Origin of the sequence: Arthrobacter sp. Bi26, from assembly GCF_918697925.1 — a bacterium.
GTDB lineage: Bacteria > Actinomycetota > Actinomycetes > Actinomycetales > Micrococcaceae > Arthrobacter.
This window is the reverse complement of sequence record NZ_CAKKMF010000189.1, coordinates 1-2,724: the sequence shown is the minus strand read 5'-3', so window position 1 is coordinate 2,724 and position 2,724 is coordinate 1. Positions and strand designations below refer to the sequence as shown.

Annotated in this window: 2 protein-coding genes; both read left to right on the top strand. The window is 69.1% G+C overall.

The features are described 5' to 3' along the window. A partial coding sequence (gene glyA, locus LQV16_RS23325; protein ID WP_229996205.1) for a serine hydroxymethyltransferase occupies positions 1-1,155 on the top strand: 1,155 nt, incomplete at its 5' end. A 184-nt stretch (positions 1,156-1,339) separates the two neighbouring features. Further along, a partial coding sequence (locus tag LQV16_RS23320; protein ID WP_229996204.1) for an L-serine ammonia-lyase occupies positions 1,340-2,724 on the top strand: 1,385 nt, incomplete at its 3' end.

The following is a 2,724-nucleotide window of genomic DNA, read 5'->3' as shown; positions in this document are numbered from 1 at the left end:
GTGATGCAGGCGCAGGGTTCGGTGCTGACCAACAAGTACGCCGAGGGCTACCCGGGCAAGCGCTACTACGGCGGCTGCGAGCACGTCGACGTTGTGGAGCAGCTCGCGATCGACCGGGTCAAGGCCCTGTTCGGTGCGGAATTCGCGAACGTGCAGCCGCACTCCGGCGCGCAGGCCAACGCCTCGGTGATGCATGCGCTGATCCGTCCGGGGGACACCATCATGGGCCTGAACCTGGCGCACGGCGGGCACCTGACGCACGGCATGCGGATCAACTTCTCCGGCCGGCTCTACAACGTCATCCCGTACCAGGTCCGCGAACAGGACCACCGGATCGACATGGCCGAGGTCGAGCGCCTGGCTCTCGAGCACAAGCCGGCGCTGATCGTGGCGGGCTGGTCCGCGTACGCCCGCCAGCTCGACTTCGCCGAGTTCCGCCGGATCGCCGACTCGGTGGGCGCCTACCTGATGGTGGACATGGCGCACTTCGCCGGGCTGGTCGCGGCCGGGCTGCACCCGTCCCCGGTCCCGCACGCCCACGTCACCACCTCCACGACGCACAAGACCCTGGCCGGTCCGCGCGGCGGGATCATCCTGTCCAACGACGCCGAGATCGCCAAGAAGATCAACTCGGCGGTGTTCCCGGGCCAGCAGGGCGGGCCGCTGGAGCACGTGATCGCGGGCAAGGCCGTGGCGTTCAAGATCGCCGCCTCCGAGGAGTTCCGGGAGCGCCAGGAACGGGTGCTGGCCGGGGCCAGGATCCTCGCGGACCGGCTGGTCCAGCCGGATGTGACCGCGAAGGGGATCAGCGTGATCTCCGGCGGCACCGATGTGCACCTGGTCCTGGTGGACCTGCGCGACTGCGAGCTGAACGGGCAGGAAGCCGAGGACCGCCTCGCGGCCATCGACATCACGGTCAACCGCAACGCCGTCCCGTTCGACCCGCGCCCGCCGATGGTGACCTCCGGGCTGCGGATCGGCACCCCGGCGCTGGCGACCCGCGGCTTCGGCGAGGCGGCCTTCGCCGAGGTCGCCGACATCATCGCCGAGGCCCTGACCGCCGACGCCGGCGCGGACCTCTCCGGCCTGCGCACCCGGGTGGAGGCCCTCGCCGCCGCCCACCCGCTCTACCCCTCGGTTGATAACCTCGCCTAAGCGACGTATGACTGAAGTAGTAGCAATACAGAACTAACCGCAGTACAGATCACGACGCCGGGTTGCCGCCACAAGCCGCCGCCCGGCGTCGTGCATCCGGCAAGCTGCCGCCAACCGGCCGGCCGCAGTGCCTTCCGGCAGGACCATCTGCCGGACCACAGTAAGACCTAGTGAGGAACCGACAATGGCTGTTGGAGTCTTTGACCTGTTTTCCATCGGAATAGGACCATCCAGTTCCCACACGGTGGGTCCGATGCGGGCCGCCGCCGTGTTTGCCGAAGAACTTAAGTCCCTCGGCAAGCTGGCAGAGGTGGCGTCGCTGCGGGTGGACCTCTACGGCTCGCTCGCTGCCACGGGCCACGGCCACGGCACCATGACGGCCATCCTGCTCGGGCTCGAGGGCTTCCATCCCGAGCAGATCCTCCCCGAGGAAGTGGAGGGCCGGCTGGCGGCGATCGCCGGGACCGGCACGCTGCAGCTGGCCGGGGCTGTGCCCCTGCCGTACGGGGTGAAGGACATGGTCCTGCGGCCGCTGACCATCCTGCCCCGGCACACCAACGGGATGACGTTCACCGTCTCCGACGCCGGGGGCGAAACCCTGCACCAGGCCACGTTCTTCTCCGTCGGCGGCGGCTTCATTGTCCGCGAGGGCGAGGAGGACGCGGCCCTGAAGGAACTCGACGAATCCAAGAAGGAACTCCCGCTGCCGTTCCGCACGGCGGCCGAACTGCTGGAACACTGCCAGTCCCAGGGCCTCTCGATCGGCGAGATCATGCTGGTCAACGAGCGCGCCTCCCGCACCGAGGCGGAGATCCGGGAGGGCCTGCTGCACATCTACTCGGTGATGGAAGGCTGCGTCGAGGTCAGCCTCAAGCGCACCGGGCTGCTGCCCGGCGGGCTCAAGGTCCGCCGCCGCGCGCCCGACTGGCACGAGCGGCTCCTGAAGGAGGACAAGGACCGGGACCCGAAGTACTGGCAGGAATGGGTCAACCTGATCGCGCTGGCCGTGAATGAGGAAAACGCCTCGGGCGGGCGGGTGGTCACCGCCCCCACCAACGGCGCCGCGGGCATCATCCCGGCCGTGCTCTACTACGCGCTGCACTTCGCCCCCGGCATGGACCAGGCCACCCAGGCCGACCGGGACGACGTGGTGGTCAAGTTCCTGCTGACCGCGGCCGCGATCGGGGTGCTCTACAAGGAGCAGGCCTCGATCTCCGGCGCGGAGGTCGGCTGCCAGGGCGAGGTGGGTTCGGCGTCCTCGATGGCGGCCGCCGGCCTGGCCGAGGTCATGGGCGGCACGCCCCAACAGGTGGAGAACGCCGCGGAAATCGCGATGGAGCACAACCTGGGCCTGACCTGCGACCCGATCGGCGGGCTGGTCCAGGTCCCGTGCATCGAGCGCAACGCGATCGCCGCCGCGAAGGCCATCAACGCCGCCAAGATGGCGCTCTGGGGCGACGGCACGCACCGGGTCTCCCTCGACGAGGTCATCGTGACCATGCGGGAAACCGGCAAGGACATGAGCTCCAAATACAAGGAAACGGCCATGGGCGGCCTCGCCGTCAACGT